The organism is Tetragenococcus halophilus, from assembly GCF_001712815.1.
In the GTDB taxonomy this organism is placed as follows: Bacteria; Bacillota; Bacilli; order Lactobacillales; family Enterococcaceae; genus Tetragenococcus; species Tetragenococcus halophilus.
The window spans coordinates 1,314,840-1,334,400 of the sequence record NZ_CP012047.1; the positions used below are offsets into that span (position 1 = coordinate 1,314,840).

Below are 19,561 nucleotides of genomic sequence, written 5' to 3' on the forward strand. Positions count from 1 at the left end.
GTTCCAAGTTAAAAAAATGTTCTAAATTTAAAAAGCATTCGTTTTTATCATATAACAAAAAAAGCAGGAAGCACAGTGTATAACGCCCCGCAAAAGCCAGAAGAAGATGCTAACTTTTGCGGGGCGTTTCAGGGCTTTCCCACTTTTTTATTTAATTAATTGTCTTTATACAAATCATAGTAAGCGTCCATAACTTCTTTGGTAATTTTTTCGTTTGGCTTACCTCTATCGTCACTGCGTCGAACTTGCGGAATCATTACAGCAAAAGCAATTTCAGGGTCATCATAAGGACCATAACTTACCATGCTTAAACCATCCACCTGAATTTCATCGCCATCTTCAACAACGACCATTTCAGCAGTCCCAGTTTTAGCTGCTAAATCCATTTCAGCATCATCCAAACCTTTAGCAGTTGTCCAAGCATCATCTCCGTGTGCTACATCATGAAACCCTTTTTGAATAGTATTGAGATTTCCTTCTGAAATATCCACATCATTGAGTACTTCTGTATCAATTTTGTCTTTCTCGTCGCCAAGTCCGCCTTTGTCATCATTGCCATAAATTCCAGTAACTAAATGGGGGCGAACTCGTTGACCATCGTTAGCTACAGTTGAAACATATTGTGCTAACTGCATCGGTGTATAGGTATCAAACTGTCCAAAAGCTAAGTCTAAAACATTTCCTGCTTGTCCTTTGGCGTCACTTAAATCATCCACCGGAGTGCGAATCCCGGTTGTCTCCCCTGGCAAATCAATCCCGGTTTCAGCACCCAGACCATATTGTGCCATGGCATCACGTAATTGTTTGTAAACACCTTTTTGATTTTGCACGCCAGGAATAGCAATTGTTTCACCATCATAATTGATCCCCATCATTTTTAAAGCTACTTGGATCATATAGGAGTTTGAAGAGTATTCTAAAGCTTTTTGGGCAGAAACATTTTGGTTATTATTCCCATTTCTATTGAAAATAGAAGCCTTATTATTTGAGCCAGCTAAACGAATAGGTTGATCATAGAGTACTTGGTTGCCTTGAATAGCACCTGCTTTCCAGCCAGCAGTTAATGTCCCTGCCTTAACAACAGAACCTGGTGTAAATGATTTTGTATACGTCCCAATGGCATCTTCACTTATATCAGAAGAACCCGTTTCATGATAATACCCATTCATTGAAAGGATTTCGCCAGTTTTTGGATTCATAGCCACAGCATAAATCCCAGGAGAATAGTTAGCCATACCATCGTCAATCAAGCCTTGATAATTATCTCTAACAATCTTATCCACTCTTTGTTGAAATTCTGAATCAATAGAAAGTTTTAGGTTATCACCTTTCTCACCTTCAGAGAGTGTTTTTTGATCGACAATTTGTCCGTTACGATCAACAGAAACTTCAATTTTTGCCTTAGTACCTTGCAAAACACTTTCGTATTGTTTTTCTAAATAACTCGTTCCTACGCGGTCATTACGAGAATAGCCTTTATCAATATACTCTTCTTCCTCTTCGGCAGGCAGACCTTGTTCTTGTGTGGAAACTTGGCCGATAGCACTTTGCAATGGGCTATCATCAGTAACTGTTTTACGGGTCCAGTCCATTCCAGTAGATACGCCCGGTAATTCAGTACTGCGTTCTGAAACGCGAGCAATTTCTTCATCAGAAACATCTTGATTTTTAACAAAATCAGTACTTAGCTCTTGCGTACCATTTAACCGTTGAAAGATCGTAGCCAATCTTAATTGATCTTCATTAAAATCAATCTCATCATCTTCTACTTTATCCACCAAAGCAGAATATTCTTCAGAATCTGATAAATTGGATTCTTTACTTGTTAAACGATCACGAGCAGTCTCAAGGTGGTCTTCATCTGCTAACCAGAAGTCCTTTAAATCCCGTTCCGTCAACTTATCTTCGTCTACGTCAATATCGATCAAATCATCTAATTTTATTGCAATATCCAATAAATCTTGCGCTTGCATATCTAAACCTCTAGTAAATGTGATCGAAGCTTCTGAATTATTGTCAACTAAAGGCTCCCCTTGAGAGTCATAAATCGTTCCTCTTGGCGTACCTTGCTCAATTGTGCGTTCTGTAGACGCTTTGATTCTAGTTTCCATATTATCGCTATTAACAATTTGTAAATTTCCTAATTGTATCACTAAAGCCACAAATAAGATAAAAATCACCACAAATAACACATTTAAGCGAAAAGGAACATGCGATCTTTTATATGTATAATTTTTTTCTTCATTCTCATTGTTTTGAGAATTACGCAAATGATTGTTTTTCTTAGACATGATGACATTCCTTCCATAGTCGGTCTACTTTTTCCATTTTACCAAAAATTTCAAATTAAAAAAGCAAAAACACAGATTTCAAAAAATATTTATATAAAATACAAAAAATAAGAATAAAAGCTCTTTTTGTTTCACAACACATTAAACAATTTTTATAAAACAAAGGAACTATTTGTTTTACAAGAGATTAATTTGCAACATTTCGTGAAACATTTGCAGATTGTTTTTAAGTGTGGATAACTTCTTAAGAAAAATATAATCCTTTATAAAAAAGAACCCATGGCATCCATGAGTTCCATCTTATCACTGATAAACATTAAACAAACCATTATTACCGGTATCTGCCTCTTGCTCGTAAACTGGATCATAACTTGGTATTGCCGGTTGTTCGTAATTTTCTTGCGGTACTTCTTCCTGTGGCGCTTGTGGTTCTTGTTCCTGTGTTTCGTCTGGTTCTTGAGGCTCAGTTGGTAATTCAGGTTCTTGCTCTTGTGCTTCAGGATTTTCTTCATTTGGATTTTGGGCGTCATCAGGATTTTCTGATTCTTGCTCGTCGCCCTCTTGGCTATCTGTCTCGTCACTATCATCATAGAACTGATTACCAATAAGACCATTTTGTGAGTATTCATTTTGTGGATCGATTTCAAGTTCTTCACTGGTTGGTAATTCTAACTCTCTTTTCAGCTGATTTTGCAGATCCAACAACTCATTCATCCCTAGTATTTGATAAGAGACGCCATTAATCATCTGGTTCTGACCTTGAAGCTGTTCTTGTTCTACATTATCAAAAGCTGGATAATAATTACTTGCAATATCAAGCATGTCATTCCATGAAAGATCTGTTTTGGAATTTTCTTCCACCGCATTTAAGAGACTCCGATAATTGCTCACGCTATCAATACTAACCAATTTATCAACAATTTTTGTAACAACTTCACGTTGTCTTCTTTGTCGACCTATATCGCCTTCTGGATCGTCTTTTCTCATTCGGGCATAAGCAAGTCCTTTTTCGCCGTCCAATTTATGTTTGCCATCAGGAACATGGACACCTTCTAAAGTAAAGTCAATTTTATTATCGACTTCAATGCCGCCCATAGCGTCAATTAAATCAGTCATTCCTTGTAAATTAATTGTCGCATAATGATCAATAGGAATGTCTAGCAATTGTTCCACAACATCCATAGTAAGACTCACGCCATCATAAGCATAAGCATGATTTAATTTATCAAAGGTTTGACCATCATCAAGCATATCTGCCATAATATCACGTTCTAAACTCACAATAGTGGATTCTTCTTTTTCGGGATTAACTGTCACCACCATCATACTATCTGTACGAGCTGGATGTTCATCGTCTTCTTTACGACCTAAGCCACCTGAATCAACCCCTAGTAGCAAAATAGAAAAAGGTTCACGATCAGCAATACTGACTTCCTTATCTCTTTTACCTGATCTTCGGTTAATCTCTTCATTAATATTATTTATCGCACTGTTTGCATCATCTAAAGCCTGCATTCCATAAGCAGTTATGCCAGCAACGACTAAAGCGAGTGCTGTTAATATACCCACGATAATTTTCTGATATAAACGCATCCCACACCTCTTTTTCTCCTAAAAAGATATTACATATAATCTTGGCATAATTCCCTTAACTTTACAATATACCGTTTTTTTTATTACCAAATTTTAAAAAACGAAAAATATATTTAAATATAATCCACAAATTTAGCACGGAATTTCATATGCAAATGACTACCTAATATCAATAAAATAAATACAATTCCCCAAAAAACTAAGGTATAGGTAGCTTTTTCAAAAAACCATCCTCGACTCAAAAAAGTATCGCGAAAACCGTCAATGATATAGTAAATAGGGTTTAACCTTAAAATCTTTACAATAAAATCTGGCAACCCACTATCTTCAATATTTACAATAGCTCCAGATACATAAAATAAAAGCCTTATAACAGACTGCAAGAAAATGTGGTAATCACGGACCAATATTGTAATGGTGGCATTTAATAAGCCAAAGGCAAATAAAAATGAAATCATGCAAATGAAATAATAAATATATTGAATCCAATATACACTCGGACTAATACCAAAAGATAAAACTGTTCCAATAACAATAGCCACCATAGGAAAATACGAACTCAAATTACCCACAATATTAGTGGTTGGTAAGACACTGACTGGAAATTTCATTTTAGACACTAGACTGATTTGTTTATAAATGCTATTTGACGCCCCTAAAATGGAAGAATTAATATAGAACCAGGCGGTAATTCCAATTAACATCCACACAATAAAGGGAAGATCTCCAACCTCTTGACCTTGTCTGAGGCCAACACCAAAAACTAAGTAATAAATCCCAACTTGGATCGCTGGATTTAAGATTTGCCACGCAAGTCCTAAATAATGACTTTGATAATCCGCTTTATCTTCATATCGAGACATTCGAAATATCATGCCGATATGCTGAAATTGTTCTTTTATGACCGTAATAATCTCTTTCACAAAACTCTTCCTTTTCTACAACAATAATTACTTGAAAACACGCATAATAACATCTGACGGATTGCCAATAGCATAGGTCAACGATTTCCCACTAAATGACACTATCATACAAAAAATTGTTGCAAGTAGCGTCACAAACAAAATTAAACGAGTCGGAATTGACATTTTGTCCCCTAATGGCGTACGTTCCAAATTTTTAGCGAGTTGTCTATCGCTTAAATGCTGTTCTTGTAATTTTTCATCCTCAGAAACATGCGCTTCTAGTTCTTCAAGCGTAAAGGACTTTTGCTTATCTTTTTGTCGTTTTTGATACTTACTTTGTTTCTTCTTAGGTAATTTTTTAAACCAACGGATAAACTTTCTATAATGTTCCATGATTTGCTCTGTAGGACCGAATTCTCGTATATCCCCATAGTGCATCCAAATGGTTTTATCACATAACTTTTCTACTTGTTTCAAAGAATGACTTACAAAAAAAATCGTCTTACCCTGCATTTTAAATTCCAAAATTTTATCAACACATTTTTGGTAAAACGTATCATCACCAACTGATAAAGCCTCATCAATAACTAAAATATCCGGATCATTATGTACCGCGATAGAAAAGCCCAAACGTGAGCGCATCCCGCTGGAATAATTTTTCACTGGTTGGTGTATAAAATCCCCTAAATCAGCAAAAGCAATAATATCATCAATGCGTTCATCAATTTGTTTATTGGTCATACCAGACATTAATGCTTTCAAACGAATATTTTCAAGCCCAGTTAATTGTTTTTTTAAACCAGCACCAATGGAGATAATCGTAGGTTCTCCATTGATTTCCATTGTTCCTGAAGTAGGTGGGATAATACCACTAATAATATTGGATAAGGTGGATTTTCCAGATCCATTAATTCCAATGAGACCAATGGACTCCCCATCCTTTACTTCAAAGCTCGCACCTTTTAAAGCCCAGAAACTAGGAATGTTACTACGAGAAAATTTAAAAAGCGATTTTATTTTATCTGATTTTTTCTTATAAAGATCGTATTCCTTAGTAACTAAAGTAGCTCGTACTTTTACATCATCGTTTTTCAATTTATTCATCCATTCTTAACTACTCTTTATATAACAAAACATTTATAGCATAGCATATTTTTCCTGTGAAAAGAATACAAACAAAAAAACTAATAAGCAATTTAGTATTTTTTTAATGAAGATCTATGAATAATTAGAAGACTACGTCCGCTTACGCTCTCCTAGAGTACTGTTCATCTCTTCGCTTACGCTTCGATCTCATCAAGGGCTAAGTGACAAGTCACTAAGTCCTTGAAGGATCAGCTTTCAGCTCCCTTCGCTCGCTGAGTCGCTGTGATTTGAAAATTAAAGACACTACACCTCACTTTCGCTCGCTCTAGTACTGTTCATCATCAGCTTTCAGCTCCCTTTGGTCGCTGAGTCGCTGTGATTCACAGCAAAAAAGCCGAGTCGCCTCGACTTTTTACTTACTATAATTTCAAATCATTTTTTATTTGCGTGGTTGAAACTTCTGGCGTGCGTGGCAAGTAAACGACTGTTGCATCCGTTTGTTCTTCAACAAAGTCAAATTCACCTACCCAGTCATCTCCCATAACAAAAGTATCAATATGATATTCTACAACGTCTTTTACCTTTTGACCCCATCCTTCTTCTGGGATAACCAAGTCAACATAACGAATCGCTTCAAGTAACTGCTTACGTTTTTCGTAATCAAAATAACATTTCTTTTGTTTTTCTTTCCAGTTAAATTCATCAGTTGATAAAGCAACGATCAAATAATCGCCTTGCTCTTTAGCACGTCTTAATAAGTTAATGTGTCCATAATGCAGTAAGTCAAACGTGCCGTATGTAATCACTCTTTTCATGTTCTAACCTCACTTATTTTTAATATATTGAAGATATCAAAAAAATAAAAAAATAGCAACTTTGTTGAAAAAAAGCTAAAAAATATTTCATAATTATTATGCTTTTTCAAAAACATAATCTACCATTTGGTAACCTTCACCAATATTTGTAATTTTTCCTTCTAACAATTGAAAACCCAAATGTTGGTAAACACGGATCGCTTGCGTGTTTCCTTGATTCACCCATAAACGCTGTTTTAATCCATATTTTTGTCCTAATTCCTCAAAGAAGTCAAAAATTTCTCGCATAAAGCCTTGATTCCGATATTCATTTGCAATGTAAATCTTGCTTAAATATAAATAGTCCTCTCTCACTTCATAAGCGATATAACCAACATACACACCGTTTATTAATAAAGCATAATAATTTATACCAGCAGTAATCTCTTGCATGATCAAGTCTTTGCTTTGATAATTTTCCAACATGTATTCTGCCTGATTACTACCTATAACCGGTGTGAAAACTTCTTTCCAAATTTTGACTAAAACAGGATAAAAATCATCTAACTGTTCTTTTGTGGTAATTTTTATTTTTTCCAAAGCGACAAACCCCTCTGTACAAACCTTCTATTAGATAAAACCTCCCGCATTTCTGGCGAGAGGTTTTATTCTACTTATGCCAAAACAACAAAATTATTTTGCTGCTTCATAATTTTTATTCGCTTGATCCCAATTTACGATATGCCAAAAAGCAGCAATGTAATCAGGTCTTACGTTTTTGTATTTCAAATAATAAGCATGTTCCCATACGTCTAAACCAAGTACAGGTGTTTGACCATCTGTTAATGGAGAATCTTGGTTCGGTGTGGAAGTGATTTTTAATTTTCCATTATCTAACACTAACCAAGCCCAACCAGAACCAAAACGTCCTGTAGCCGCTGTCTTAAATTCATCTTTAAACGAATCAAAACTACCAAATTCTTTGTCGATCGCGTTCTTTAATGCGCCGGTTGGTTCGCCCCCACCATCAGGAGATAAAATCTTCCAAAAGAAAGCATGGTTTACATGACCGCCACCATTATTACGAACCGCAGTATAAATATCTTCAGGTACATTGTTTAAATCAGCAACTAGATCTTCTACTGATTTTTCACCCAGCTCCGGATGTTTTTCAATAGCTGCATTCAAATTGTTAACGTAAGTGTTATGATGCTTATCATGGTGCAAATGCATTGTTTCTTCATCAAAGTAAGGTTCCAAAGCATCATATGCATAAGGTAAATCTGGTAAAGTGTAAGCCATTTCTAAAATCCTCCTAAAATAATACTTATTAATTACAAGTTAAGACTATCAAAGAAAGCGATTTTATTCAAAGCAAATGCTCTCTTTTTTTAAGAAACGTGACGAAAAACCAAAAATTTACTAAATAAGTAATTCGCAACCCCCACCAAGATTTGCGTCAACACTTTAGCTAAGCCGTTACCAAGCTGTATCCATTCTCTTAATAAATACATACAGCTGATATCAATTGCCAAAGCAAACAAGCGAAACAACATAAATCGTAAAAATTCTCTCCAGTAAGCAAAACGGCTAGTCGATTTCGAATGAAAAACCCACAATTTATTTGTTATAAAAGCAAACACATTCGCTAAAAACCAAGAAATAATCGTGGCTGTCATATAATGAACGTGAAAAAATCCCATGCACAAAAAATGAATAATGATATTAGCAATCGTCGCTAATTGCCCAAAAAAAGATAAGCAACAAATTCCCATAGTCCCTTACGTTCTAGCCAATTTTTGTATTGACGAAGATGTTGCATGAAAAATTACTCCTTAAAAATCAGGTATTTTTTTGCGTAAAAATAAAAAATTTACTAAAAACATAATTAGCAACTACAATAATAATCTGGGTTATGAGTTTTGCCCAAAACTCTTTCATATTTAAACTATCAACAAAGAGCAACATGCACCCCATATCGATACCAAAGGAAACAATGCGGTAAAAGAAAAATTTACTTAATTCAGAAAAAAACTGCCTCATGCTAGTTGTTTGTGACTTAAAAACCCATCTTTTATTAGTAGCAAAAGCAAATAACACAGAAAAAATCCATGAAAGTGTATTTGATATAACTAAATTCCAGCCAAACAATCTTCTAGCTAAAAAGAATGTAATAAAATTTACGACAGTGGTCATACCACCAAAAAATAAATAAGCAATAATTTCTTGTAGTTTCTGGTCCTCTTTTAATCTTTTGATTAGTTGCTTCAATTTGTCACCTCATCCACCACTTCAGTACGAATTTATAACTCTAAATAAAAATATCCTATTTTCATTTAAAATACAACAAATTATTTCATTTCTAGAAAATTTTTATAAAATATCTTCCTTTAAGCTAGGACACTAGTTGATTTCAAACCGTCTCTTTTAAGATTAAAGTTAGAATTATTCTTGTTTTCTCACTTTTAGTTAGATAAAATATTAGGTATGAATAAAAATAAAATTAAGAGGGTTACAATATGAGTTTTCTTCAGTTAGTAAAAAATTCAATACTGCATTTTAATGAGTTAAAAAACGCCAAAAATATCGGTTTTGGAAAGATGATCCTCTATCTATTGTTACTAAGTCTAATTGCAGCCATACCTATCACACTGCAAGTACGTCAGGTTTTTTCGGATATCCAATCGGACGGACAAGAAATCGCTGAACAGATTCCTGATTTCACAGTCGAAGATGGAAAAATGCAGACAAATGAACAAGATGGATTTATCTATCAGACGGATTCGATTATTTTCACCTTTGACCCTGAAGGACAACGAACTTCTGATGATATTTCAAAAGATATGATCGGTAATTTTTTGAGCATAGGTTTGTTACAAGAAGAAGCAGTGTTAAGCCTTCAGTCCAATGAAGCAACAGAAACGATATTTGGCAACAATCAGTTTGAGTTATCTTATGATGATAGTCGGATGCAAAATTTAACTGGGGAAATGATTCGAAATGAATTAAGTCAAAGTAAACTACCTTGGTGGACACTCTTAGTGGCATTACTGGTTGCTACTTATCCTTCTTTTATCAACCTGATCGTCATTTTATTGATTACGACGATCATTGGAAACTTATACAGCCGTATTCAGCGTACTAGCAATCGATTTTTGGATAATTTAAAAATCATGATCGCAAGCGCAACTTTACCTGTCATTATAGGCGCGGTGATCAATAGTTTTTCTCCAGGTTTCGATAGTACAATGTTGATCGCTATTTTAGCATTCTTTATCTTTATGCAAGCTATTAAAAGTACGAAAAAAATTGAATAAACTTAAGACATTTTCAGCCAGCTGGAAATGTCTTTTTCTTTAAAATATTGTATACTAGTTGATAAAGGAGCGGATAATATGACAAAGTATATTTTATCAGTTCGTCCATTTCGTGAAGAATTTCAGCAAAAAATGAAGGGAATTGATCCTGATTACCAATTTGTAACTGCTGATGGACTAAACGAAGCTGATGTTTGGAACAATGTCGAAATTACGATAGGTTGGCGTAAGGATTGGAATGAAAAATTACTATTTGAAGGTACGCCCTTAAAATGGGTCCATTCCATTTCAGCTGGCGTAGATTATTTACCTCTTACTAAGTTTAAAAACTACGGTATACAGTTGACCAATTCGAGCGGCCTCCATGCGCAATCGATCGCAGATCATTTATTCGCCATTATATTTATGCAAAGTAGAGGGATATTTACTGCCATACAAAATCAACTGACAGCCACTTGGGATAAAAACGCTGATTATTCTTATCTGTATGATTTGCGAGTATTGATCGTAGGCACGGGAAAAATCGGTCAAAAGTTAGCATCATATCTTGATGTATTTGGTTGTAAACCTGTCGGCATCAATACAAATGGACGCTCGATAGAACACTTCACAGAAACATATCCATTAAGTGAACTAAACCAGCAAGCTTCTTTTTCTGATATAGTAATTAATATCTTGCCTTTAACAGAAGATACTTACCATCTATATAACACTGAATTTTTCAATAGTATGAAGGCTACTGGGACCTTTATAAATGTTGGACGTGGTTCAAGTGTTGATACAGAGGATTTATATGCTGCCTTAAAAAATAAAGACATCAATTTTGCAGCTATTGACGTATTTGAAGAAGAACCTTTACCTTCTGATAATGACTTATGGTCTCTAAAAAATATCCTGATCACACCACATATCTCAGGTTATACCCCACATTTTCAAAAGAAATTTATGGAAATATTTTTGGATGATTTATCTAGTTTTGTTAACGAAGGAAAACTTGTAGAAAACGAAGTTTCTTTGAATTCTGGTTATTAAAAAAGAAAGATGGTCCATTAAAAATTTGGATCATCTTTCTTTTTTTATATCTTTTTCAGTTTCTTTAATGATATAAATAGGTCGTTTTTTGGTTTCCAAGAATATCTTACCGATGTATTTGCCAATAACTCCTAAAAACAGTAACTGTAATCCCCCCATAAACAACACGATCGAAGCCAAAGAAGGCCAACCAGTCGTCGGATCCCCAAACAACAACGCACGAAGTACAATAAAGATCAAAGCAATAACAGCCGCTATACAAGAAAAGGCCCCAATAAATGAAGCTAATGTTAGAGGAGCATCTGAAAAGTTAACAATACCATCAATTGAGTATTTAAATAAGCTCCAAAACGACCAAGAAGTCGTTCCTGCGACTCGTTCACGATTCTCATAAGAAATATATTCAGTGTTAAAACCAACCCAGCTAAATATCCCTTTTGAAAAACGATTGTACTCTGTCATAGACAAAATCGCATCCACCATCTGCCTTGTCATCAAGCGGAAATCACGAGCACCATCGATCATTTCTGTATCGCCAAATTTATTGACTAATTTATAAAATAAGCGAGCAAAAAAACTACGAACGACGGGTTCACCTTCTCGATCTTGACGTCTGGTACCTACACAATCGATATCAGAAGTCTCGATTCGTTCGATCATCTGGGGCAATAAATCTGGTGGATCTTGCAAATCAGCATCCATGACCGTAATTAAATCACCCTTAGCAGCTTGTAAACCAGCATATAAAGCTGATTCCTTGCCGAAATTTTTTGAAAATGAAATATAACGAACACGGTTGGGCATATCTCGATATAATTTCCTCAAACTTTGTAAAGTATCGTCTTTTGAACCATCATTTACAAAAATATATTCAATTGAATGCTTAATTGACGGGGAGTTTTTTTCCACTTCTTTTATAAAATAAGGTAAAGATTCTTGTTCGTTGAAACATGGAACAATGATTGACAGCATTTTAAAGCCTCCTACTTCAGTTACAATTTCAAATTTATTATAACATTCATTTTCTTATTCGTCAGCATTTCTTCGTTCGATATCATAATCTGATCCTTGCATCAAATACTTATCATAGTAATCCGAACGTTTGGTCATCTCTTCGTCAAACGCTTCGTACCCCATCTGCTCCATTAATGTTTGCTCACCAGAAAACAAATCAACCCCTAATCCAAGTCTATCACCTGGAATCTGAACATCTAAAGCTGATAAAGTAGAAGGATACATATCCAATGCGCTAAATAGTCGATTATTATTGTTTACTTCATTTTTACCCGTATTCAAAAAAACGTTGTATACTGTTCGTTGATAATTTGGATCAATATCTTCAAAAAAGTCGCTGTCCATTGTTAAATGATCCCCCACTAGTACAACGGTCGTATCCTCATAAAATGGTTGAGTTTTCATCCAATCGATAAACTCCTTAATTTTTTCATCAGAGTCATGTATGACATTGCTATATTGATCCCCAAACAAATCAGGTGTTTCATCTGTCGCATAACCATCTTCATAGTGAGTATCAGCCGTCAACATTGTAAAGTTAAAAGGCTCATCTTCATCTGCTATTTCTGTCAATGAATCTTTAGCAAAGTCAAAAAGTTTTTCATCTTCATATCCCCACCATTCATAGTAATCTTCTGGAATGAGCTCTTGTTCCTGCGCCCAATGATAATCACGAATGTCATAATTTCCATGTTGTTGGAAGTAGGCCTTTCTACCAGCAAACTCAGCTTGTGACCCCATAAATAACATTTGATTGTAATTTTCTTCTTCTAATACCTCGCCCAAACTATATGCGCCAGGAAAAAAAGATCCAGGTTCCTCCATACCATAATTATTGACGTCCAGGACACCATTACTTGCTCTTAAAGGCGCACCTGACGTCTGTGAAACCATCGAACTTGCTGTTTGATTCGCGCCTGGAATCTGCATCATTCCCCCTATTTCTCCTGGACCGGCATTAGAAAATTGAGTTCCTTCATTCAAAGCAAAATCCGTCAAATTAGGAATCAAGTTTTCATCTTCATTTCCTCCAATAGATTTGTCTGCATAACTACTTTCCATTGATTCGAGGAAAATATAAACCAGGTTTCTTTTCTCTTTTGGAAATTGCAGGTCAACATCAGCTGGATCCACATAGTTATTGTCATATATCTCTGTGTCTTCAAAATAATAAGCCTTAACATCCGCATAGCCAATTTCTCTAATACCCAGACTTAAACCAGAAGAAAACATTAGAACGCCCAACAAAAGAAAAACAGGAGACAAGATTTTCTTCTTTTTAATCGGTTTGTTCTTTTTCAAGCTAAACTGACGGGTCGCCAAAGAATATACAATGACTATACTAATACTAGTGAAACAAATGGCCGAAAATAAGGGGTCTACAATAAACTTTCGTATTTGTGCAGGATCTGTTCCACGTAGCGGTTGGCTCATAATATAAACGATTTGATCAAAGCGAACATTCCCCATATCATGCATTGTCCAATAACTACCGGTGTAGATTAAACTCCCTGCAAAAATAAAGAGCATAAGAAAAAAGAAGGCGACCCATTGTCGTTTATTAAAATGACTAGTTCGTACAATGTAGCCCCTATTTGAAATAAATAAATAGAGTAACACAATACCATATAAGACCAATGCAGCAATGACACACAATACCATATTTTGCGGATTCCTAACAGGTGAATAAAACAACGCCGGTAAATTCCACAACGCTCGATCATATCGATGCCATAAAAAGAACGACAAAAGAATATAGCCCACACTTAGGAAAAGAATATTCAGAATAAATTTTTTGTGATTCTTTTTTAGCGCTATATAAATTAATAAAATGAAAAGAATTAAAATAAGTAACATAAACAACACTTTCTTCATAATTTTTTTAAATTATACCATAAAATTTGATAACTTGTATTTTTTCCCAAAAAAACCAAGCACCTTTTAAGCACTTGGCATTTATACAATTAGTTCTCTGTAAAAATATATTTTGGCTCATCTAATTTTTTATCATAATCTACCGTTAAATCATAGCCTTTAAAAAACCAATCGTCCTCTTTTTCGGCAAAAAATAATATACCTTCAATTTCTTTTTTTACCAAGGGATTTTCTGGACGATCAACAGACATACCAATCGAAAAGCCGTCGTGTACTTGCGTGCTTCCATAAACTTTTCCAAAAAAACGAATGCCCATTCCTGATTCTAACTCGATTTCTCTTTTAAACCACGCCAGCGCTTCTGGTGTGACTGTAATATTCATCTACTCCACTCCTACTCATTTAATTTTGCATCTAATTGATCAACTTCCTCAACATTTCCTATTACTAGCAAATGGTCGTTCTCACGAACAACTTCTTCTGCAGCAGGAGAAGCAATCACGTCTCCATTACGACGACGAACAGCCACTATAGTCAATCCAAAACGTCGCCTGAAATCCATTTCTAACAAAGTTTTATTAAAGAATTTTTTATTCTTCACACGAATTTCAGCCAAGGAATATTCATCAGATAACTCAATAGAATCTAAGATGTTACTAGAAACCATCTTATGTGCGATCCGTATTCCCATATCTCGTTCTGGATGCACGACTTTATCTGCACCGATTTTTTCTAAAACACGCGCATGATACCCATTATTGGCTTTAGCTAAAATATTTGGCACGCCCATTTCTTTGACCATCAGAGTAACCAAAATACTTGCTTGGATATCCTCACCAATAGCTATGATTACCTGGTCAAAATTACGAATTCCTAATGAGCGCAACGTCATCTCGTCTTGTGCATTGCCTACCACTACGTGCGTCGCAATATCCATATATGCATTCGCACGATCTTCGCTTTTATCAATAGCTAACACTTCTCGGCCTGATTCTACCAAAGTTTGACAAATACTCCCACCAAAACGCCCTAAACCTATAATAGCATAATTTTGTTTCATAATGATCTCCTTTAATTAATTAAATTATGCTTAAAAGCATAAATCGCAGCTTGTGTACGATCTTCCACTTCTAATTTTGATAATATATTCGATACATGAGTCTTTACTGTTTTTAAAGTAATAAACAATTCGCTTGCAATTTCTTGATTACTTTTTCCTTGTGCAATCAACATTAAAACTTCTTTTTCACGAATTGTCAACTCTTCGTGTAATTGGGCTGCTTCATAAGATTGACGATGATTTAATTTATCTGATACTTCTGATTCTATTACGCGCTCTCCTCGCTTGGTTGCACGTATCGCATCAGCAATTTCAGCTGCGCTGGAAGTCTTTAATAAGTAACCAGCAGCACCTGCCTGCATGGCTGGATAAACCTTTTCATCATCAATAAAACTTGTCACAATTAGAATTTTAGCTGCCGGCCATTCTTGTAAAATCAGCTGAGTCGCTTCGATTCCGTCCATTTCGTCCATAACTAAATCCATCAAAATAACATCTGGACGCAGTTGGACCGCTTTTTCATAACCTTCTTGACCGTCTTCTGCTTCTCCAATGACTTCAATATCTTCTTGTACCAACAAATAAGAAGACACACCTAAACGCACCATTTCGTGGTCATCCACTAATAAAACACTGATCATTTATTAACACCCTCCTTGATTAAAGGAATTTTTATTTCAATGCTTGTTCCTTGATTTTTAAAACTGATCACTTTAACTGTCCCACCAACAGCTGCTATGCGTTCACGAACGTTACGTAACCCATAACTTCCAGCCCTTTCTTTTTGGTCTGGATTAAAACCAACACCATCATCTACGACACGTAATAACACATTTTCTTCAATCAAATGTAAATAAACTTCCAGTTCATTGGCCTTAGAATGACGTAAAGTGTTTGATAATAATTCTTGTATTACGCGAAATAACTGATCTTCAATATGACGTGGAATATCCACATCTTCAATATCCCATTTCAAAGAAAGTTTAATTTTGCTTTGTAATTCTCGTAATAATTGTTCAATTCCTTTTTTCAAGCTCTTTTCTTCTAAAGTTACTGGACGTAAGTGTAATAGTAACGCACGCATTTCTGATTGCGAGTTGTTAATAATAGAAGAAATCATTTGCAGTTGTTTTTGTTGCGCCTCAGAAATAGTTGATTCGTTGGCTTTTTCCGTAACAGCTGACATCATCATCATAGCTGCAAATAACTCTTGTGAGACAGAATCATGTAACTCTCTTGCTAAACGATGTCTTTCACTTGCTAGGATTTCTTCTTTTGTTTGACCGTCAATATATTGTGGTCTCGTGTTAAGTTCTTGTAGCTCACTGGACATACCCTTTAACTTTTCTGTGATTTGAAAAATATCTTGATGTATCGTAGTAAGTCCTTTACTTTCATCTGAGTAAATATCTGAACGATTTAAACTGGCGTCTTTAAAGTTACCACTGACTAGTAAGCGGAGTTTTTCTGCAATAGGCGCTATTTCCTTCTTCTGAAAATACGTAAACACAACAAAGGTAACTAAGCCACACCCGAGTGCGATGCCAATGATATAAAATATAAGTGGAACATAAGCGATGCGTACTTGGAATAATTGTAGCCAAGGTTGTGTTTGATCTGTTCCTAACATGTAAAAAAATAAAACAATAAGCATCATTAACAAAGCAAAAAGGCTACTAAATGCAGACAACATTTTTCGTGTCTTTTTATCTGTCATACACGAAACACCTCGATATCTCCCACCAAGGCATTGGTTATAATTTTCAGATGGCGTGCACTTTCATTATATTCTTTGCTATAAAGTTTAAGCGTTTCGTTCCTTAACTTTGTTTCATAGTCTTCAAAATAAACTGTGCCCATTAAAGCAGTATGTTCTAATTGAACGCCAATTCCTGTAGGGACTAATAAACGTGTTCGTCCGATACCTTTTCTAACAAGAACAACATTATCTTTTTTAGGCAAAATCGTATTTCCTAAATCAATGATCGTATCACCAGATAATACATTGATATTAATATCGTCCCATTCATAAACATGGTTACCAATACGCTCGTTACCAAGCCATTGTTGTTTTTTCTTTTTTCCATCATGGTTTCTAGCTTCTTGAGTTTGAACCATAATCATTTGTTTTTTGTTCCAAAAAGCATAATTAGAAAAATCAACACCTGAAATTTCAATCCCTTTTAAGCCAATAAAAAGGATTGTAAAAACCAACATAAGCCATACTGCTGGATTACTAAGCAAGCCAAATAAAATCAAGATGATCCCTAAAAATAGTTTAAAGTTACTTGTCTTTGCTTTCTTTTTCCGACGCAAGGCCAAGTAAATGAAAAAAGCGCCTGAAGCAATCAATATGAGTAAAAGTGGGTTATGGATCGTCTGCCAAATAACAAGCAATAATAATAAACTCTCAATGACAAAGAAAAATCGTCCGGGTTTTCTCACATACTCCACTCCTCGTTAAAACATTATTTCTTATAGTTTACTACAAAACCATTTAAGGCTCATCCGCCTTCCGGCTGAAAAAATAGGAATAAACCCTGTGGGCTCATTCCTATTTCATCTTAGCTTTCTTTTACGCTAACAATTTCTACGTCCATATTACCATTAGGTATTTCAATGGTTACCTTATCGCCTTTTCTTTTACCAATCAATGCTTGAGCAATAGGTGAATCATTGGAAATTTTGCCAGAAAATGGATCGGATTCAGCGCTTCCGACAATTTTATATTCCTCTTCTTCTTCATCTGGCAATTCTTTAAATACAACGGTTTTTCCAATAGATACTTCATCTTTATCAACTTCATCGCTATCGACAACTTGAGCAAAACGTAACATATTTTCTAATGTTGTAATGCGCCCTTCGACAAAGGCTTGTTCATCTTTAGCTGATTCATACTCTGAATTTTCGGAAAGGTCACCAAAACCGCGTGCAATCTTAATTCGTTCGATAATTTCACCACGTTTAACAGTTTTCAGTTCTTCTAATTCGTCTTCCAATTGTTTTTTACCCTCTGGTGTCATTGGGTAAACTTTTTCTTCTGCCATTTCTAAAATCTCCTTCATAAATTACTTCTTTTACATTTTTTATTAAAAAAGAAATAATGGTAATCTTTTCAAGTCCACAAAAGATTACCACTATTTTTTTAAATTGTAAACCTAATTTCGATTTATTTTGTAACCGTTTTTTAGTTGTCCATATGCTCGTCAATCAACTCATTATGTTCTTCATAGGTTTCTGCATAATAAACTTCACCTGTAGATACATCCGCGACAAAGTAGTAATAATCATTATCTGTCGGATTCAAGACCGCATCGATAGAATCTTCACTCGGATTATCAAATGGTCCAGGACCATAACCAACATTTTGATATAAATTATATGGCGAGTCAACCTCAAGGTCCTCATAAGTAACAGTTTCTTTATGCTCACCTAAGGCATACAAGATCGAAATATCCGATTGTAGCGGCATATCAGCTTCAGTACGATTAAAGAACACCTGAGCAATATCCTTGCGATCTTCTTCTGTCACACCTTCTTTTTCTACTAAAGAAGCAACCGTCATCGTTTCTTGCACATTCAAATCAGAATTTTTAATTTCATCATAATGACCTTCTAGCGTTGAATCCGTGGTTGCGACCATTTGTTCTACAAGCTCTTCCAAGCTCATATCCGGTTGATAATCATAAGTAGCCGGGAACAAGTAACCTTCCAAACGATAACGAACGTCTTCAGCTTCGGCTGCATCATCTAAAAGCTCAGGATAGCTGTCATGTAATTCATCGAAAAAGTCCTCATCTTTCATTAAATCAAGAAATTCGTCTTCACTAAATTCTGTCTGTTGATCAATTTCTTCAGCAATTTCTTCGACATCATAACCTTCAGGTACAGCAATTCTAGCTTGGTCAAATGCACTTTCTCCTTCTTTCAAACTATTTACGATCTCATCTAAACTCATACTTGGAGAAAAGACATATTCACCTGCCTGAAAGCCATCTTGATTATTAAATTTCGTATAATAATTAAAAACCATACCGCTGTTGATCACATTTTCATTTTCTAAAATCTCACCAATCTGTTTATTCGAAGACCCATTAGGAATGGTTACAGCGACCGATTCTTCACTATTTGGTTCCAATGGTTTAATACTAGATTTTACATAATTATAAGTAGAAAAACCAAATATCAACCCCACAACAACTAAAGCTAAAATAATGACTAAAACAATCTTATGAACAACTCGATCTTCCTTGTTCCTTCGATTCTTTCGTTTTTTTACATCTTTTGGCTTATTATTTGTTTTATTATTTGTTTTTTGTTTTTTATCTGAAGTTTGGTTGTCTTCTGATTGGTTCTTGTCACTCAAAACAACGCCTCCTAATCTTCATTCAAGTTTCTAACTCTCCTATTATACCTGAAAGTGTATCCAAATAAAATGTTTTTTACTATTTTCTTTCTCTTTCTTAAATGTTATGAGATCAAAAAAGAAATTATTTTTTAAATAGTCACTCTAAAGAAAAAATCATGATAGCTAATAATCTTGAATTTCATAATTATTAGTATACCATGATATAGTTTTTATCAGCCTATTACA

General features: G+C 34.9%; 20 protein-coding genes. 2 read left to right on the forward strand and 18 right to left on the reverse strand.

Features of this window, described 5'->3' with window-relative positions:
• Positions 1–155: 155 nt before the first annotated feature.
• From AC806_RS06145 to AC806_RS06185, 9 genes are all read right to left on the reverse strand, one after another.
• The gene (locus AC806_RS06145) at positions 156–2,291 is read right to left on the reverse strand and encodes a penicillin-binding transpeptidase domain-containing protein (protein ID WP_069028978.1); all 2,136 of its coding nucleotides are present in this window, start codon (positions 2,289–2,291) and stop codon (positions 156–158) included.
• Between the two features lie 303 nt (positions 2,292–2,594).
• A complete protein-coding gene (locus tag AC806_RS06150) occupies positions 2,595–3,884 on the reverse strand; it encodes an LCP family glycopolymer transferase (protein WP_014124969.1) in 1,290 nt (429 codons plus the stop codon).
• 113 nt (positions 3,885–3,997) lie between these two features.
• Positions 3,998–4,807 (reverse strand): ABC transporter permease, encoded by an 810-nt coding sequence (locus tag AC806_RS06155; protein WP_069028979.1) that lies wholly within the window; start codon positions 4,805–4,807, stop codon positions 3,998–4,000.
• A gap of 27 nt (positions 4,808–4,834) precedes the next feature.
• Positions 4,835–5,893 carry an ABC transporter ATP-binding protein gene (locus tag AC806_RS06160; RefSeq protein WP_069028980.1) on the reverse strand — a complete coding sequence of 353 codons (1,059 nt, stop codon included), beginning with the start codon at positions 5,891–5,893 and terminating at the stop codon, positions 4,835–4,837.
• Between the two features lie 401 nt (positions 5,894–6,294).
• The gene (tagD, locus tag AC806_RS06165; RefSeq protein ID WP_014124972.1) at positions 6,295–6,690 is read right to left on the reverse strand and encodes a glycerol-3-phosphate cytidylyltransferase; all 396 of its coding nucleotides are present in this window, start codon (positions 6,688–6,690) and stop codon (positions 6,295–6,297) included.
• A gap of 96 nt (positions 6,691–6,786) precedes the next feature.
• On the reverse strand, positions 6,787–7,269 hold the full coding sequence (locus tag AC806_RS06170; RefSeq protein ID WP_069028981.1) for a GNAT family N-acetyltransferase: 483 nt from the start codon (positions 7,267–7,269) through the stop codon (positions 6,787–6,789).
• Positions 7,270–7,362: 93 nt separating this feature from the next.
• Positions 7,363–7,971 (reverse strand): superoxide dismutase, encoded by a 609-nt coding sequence (locus tag AC806_RS06175; protein ID WP_061840503.1) that lies wholly within the window; start codon positions 7,969–7,971, stop codon positions 7,363–7,365.
• Between the two features lie 89 nt (positions 7,972–8,060).
• A complete protein-coding gene (locus AC806_RS06180; protein WP_083207571.1) occupies positions 8,061–8,444 on the reverse strand; it encodes a GtrA family protein in 384 nt (127 codons plus the stop codon).
• A gap of 67 nt (positions 8,445–8,511) precedes the next feature.
• Positions 8,512–8,940 carry a GtrA family protein gene (locus AC806_RS06185; protein ID WP_014124976.1) on the reverse strand — a complete coding sequence of 143 codons (429 nt, stop codon included), beginning with the start codon at positions 8,938–8,940 and terminating at the stop codon, positions 8,512–8,514.
• A gap of 248 nt (positions 8,941–9,188) precedes the next feature.
• Between AC806_RS06185 and AC806_RS06190 the strand changes: the two genes are divergently transcribed.
• A complete protein-coding gene (locus tag AC806_RS06190) occupies positions 9,189–9,986 on the forward strand; it encodes a DUF1189 domain-containing protein (protein ID WP_061840494.1) in 798 nt (265 codons plus the stop codon).
• 78 nt (positions 9,987–10,064) lie between these two features.
• Positions 10,065–11,018, forward strand: coding sequence for a phosphoglycerate dehydrogenase (locus AC806_RS06195; protein ID WP_069028982.1), 954 nt, complete (start codon positions 10,065–10,067; stop codon positions 11,016–11,018).
• 30 nt (positions 11,019–11,048) lie between these two features.
• Here the strand turns inward: AC806_RS06195 and AC806_RS06200 are convergent, their stop codons facing one another.
• The 9 genes from AC806_RS06200 to mltG all read right to left on the reverse strand — a co-directional run bounded on the left by AC806_RS06200 (position 11,049) and on the right by mltG (position 19,333).
• Positions 11,049–11,990 carry a glycosyltransferase family 2 protein gene (locus tag AC806_RS06200; protein WP_061841153.1) on the reverse strand — a complete coding sequence of 314 codons (942 nt, stop codon included), beginning with the start codon at positions 11,988–11,990 and terminating at the stop codon, positions 11,049–11,051.
• Positions 11,991–12,044: 54 nt separating this feature from the next.
• Positions 12,045–13,694 carry an LTA synthase family protein gene (locus tag AC806_RS06205; RefSeq protein WP_231960487.1) on the reverse strand — a complete coding sequence of 550 codons (1,650 nt, stop codon included), beginning with the start codon at positions 13,692–13,694 and terminating at the stop codon, positions 12,045–12,047.
• Between the two features lie 302 nt (positions 13,695–13,996).
• Entirely contained in the window at positions 13,997–14,290 is a 294-nt protein-coding gene (locus AC806_RS06210) for a HesB/YadR/YfhF family protein (protein ID WP_069028984.1), read from the reverse strand.
• Positions 14,291–14,301: 11 nt separating this feature from the next.
• Positions 14,302–14,967, reverse strand: coding sequence for a potassium channel family protein (locus tag AC806_RS06215; RefSeq protein WP_061841155.1), 666 nt, complete (start codon positions 14,965–14,967; stop codon positions 14,302–14,304).
• 11 nt (positions 14,968–14,978) lie between these two features.
• A complete protein-coding gene (locus AC806_RS06220; protein WP_061841156.1) occupies positions 14,979–15,608 on the reverse strand; it encodes a response regulator transcription factor in 630 nt (209 codons plus the stop codon).
• On the reverse strand, positions 15,605–16,684 hold the full coding sequence (locus tag AC806_RS06225; RefSeq protein ID WP_069028985.1) for a sensor histidine kinase: 1,080 nt from the start codon (positions 16,682–16,684) through the stop codon (positions 15,605–15,607). The genes AC806_RS06220 and AC806_RS06225 overlap by 4 nt, the downstream gene beginning before the upstream one ends.
• The gene (gene liaF / locus AC806_RS06230; protein ID WP_014124985.1) at positions 16,681–17,412 is read right to left on the reverse strand and encodes a cell wall-active antibiotics response protein LiaF; all 732 of its coding nucleotides are present in this window, start codon (positions 17,410–17,412) and stop codon (positions 16,681–16,683) included. The genes AC806_RS06225 and liaF overlap by 4 nt, the downstream gene beginning before the upstream one ends.
• A gap of 119 nt (positions 17,413–17,531) precedes the next feature.
• Positions 17,532–18,014, reverse strand: coding sequence for a transcription elongation factor GreA (gene greA, locus AC806_RS06235; RefSeq protein ID WP_014124986.1), 483 nt, complete (start codon positions 18,012–18,014; stop codon positions 17,532–17,534).
• A gap of 140 nt (positions 18,015–18,154) precedes the next feature.
• A complete protein-coding gene (gene mltG, locus AC806_RS06240; RefSeq protein WP_014124987.1) occupies positions 18,155–19,333 on the reverse strand; it encodes an endolytic transglycosylase MltG in 1,179 nt (392 codons plus the stop codon).
• Between the last annotated feature and the right edge of the window lie 228 nt (positions 19,334–19,561).

Coding starts and splice junctions, on each gene's coding strand:
- tagD (WP_014124972.1), bottom strand. CDS start 6,690: ATGAAAAGAGTGATTACATACGGCACGTTTGACTTACTGCATTATGGA.
- AC806_RS06160 (WP_069028980.1), bottom strand. CDS start 5,893: ATGAATAAATTGAAAAACGATGATGTAAAAGTACGAGCTACTTTAGTT.
- AC806_RS06145 (WP_069028978.1), bottom strand. CDS start 2,291: ATGTCTAAGAAAAACAATCATTTGCGTAATTCTCAAAACAATGAGAAT.
- AC806_RS06190 (WP_061840494.1), top strand. CDS start 9,189: ATGAGTTTTCTTCAGTTAGTAAAAAATTCAATACTGCATTTTAATGAG.
- AC806_RS06200 (WP_061841153.1), bottom strand. CDS start 11,990: ATGCTGTCAATCATTGTTCCATGTTTCAACGAACAAGAATCTTTACCT.
- AC806_RS06180 (WP_083207571.1), bottom strand. CDS start 8,444: ATGGGAATTTGTTGCTTATCTTTTTTTGGGCAATTAGCGACGATTGCT.
- AC806_RS06225 (WP_069028985.1), bottom strand. CDS start 16,684: ATGACAGATAAAAAGACACGAAAAATGTTGTCTGCATTTAGTAGCCTT.
- AC806_RS06215 (WP_061841155.1), bottom strand. CDS start 14,967: ATGAAACAAAATTATGCTATTATAGGTTTAGGGCGTTTTGGTGGGAGT.
- AC806_RS06175 (WP_061840503.1), bottom strand. CDS start 7,971: ATGGCTTACACTTTACCAGATTTACCTTATGCATATGATGCTTTGGAA.
- AC806_RS06195 (WP_069028982.1), top strand. CDS start 10,065: ATGACAAAGTATATTTTATCAGTTCGTCCATTTCGTGAAGAATTTCAG.
- AC806_RS06220 (WP_061841156.1), bottom strand. CDS start 15,608: ATGATCAGTGTTTTATTAGTGGATGACCACGAAATGGTGCGTTTAGGT.
- greA (WP_014124986.1), bottom strand. CDS start 18,014: ATGGCAGAAGAAAAAGTTTACCCAATGACACCAGAGGGTAAAAAACAA.
- AC806_RS06210 (WP_069028984.1), bottom strand. CDS start 14,290: ATGAATATTACAGTCACACCAGAAGCGCTGGCGTGGTTTAAAAGAGAA.
- AC806_RS06150 (WP_014124969.1), bottom strand. CDS start 3,884: ATGCGTTTATATCAGAAAATTATCGTGGGTATATTAACAGCACTCGCT.
- AC806_RS06205 (WP_231960487.1), bottom strand. CDS start 13,694: ATGGTATTGTGTGTCATTGCTGCATTGGTCTTATATGGTATTGTGTTA.